Origin of the sequence: Virgibacillus salexigens (genome assembly GCF_014905415.1) — a bacterium.
Taxonomy (GTDB): Bacteria; Bacillota; Bacilli; order Bacillales; family Amphibacillaceae; genus Virgibacillus; species Virgibacillus salexigens.
On sequence record NZ_BNEO01000189.1, the window covers coordinates 1 to 293 of the forward strand.

1 protein-coding gene is annotated in these 293 nt (G+C 37.5%); it reads right to left on the reverse strand.

The window, feature by feature from the left end; translation table 11 throughout:
* Nucleotides 1-293 (reverse strand): radical SAM protein (locus tag JKP73_RS22785; RefSeq protein WP_369074076.1); only part of this gene is annotated, 293 nt, incomplete at both ends.

Here is a 293-nt window from a genome sequence, read left to right on the forward strand (position 1 = left end):
AGGTCGATGAAGCTTTCCTTTTTTATGTCGTTGATAGAACACCGTGTTGGGTTCTATTTGCAAAGCATATGTTGACAAATGCGGGAGTCCAAGTGCCATCGCTTGATTAAGTGATGCTTCAAAATGTTTAATGGTTTGCTTTGGTAACGCATAGATTAAATCTGTACTAATATTTGTGATTCCATTGTTTTGCAATAACTCAATAGTCTGATTCACATCTTTCACTTTATGCAGTCTACCTAACTCTTGTAACATTTGATCGTCAAAAACTTGGACGCCTAGCGACACTCGAT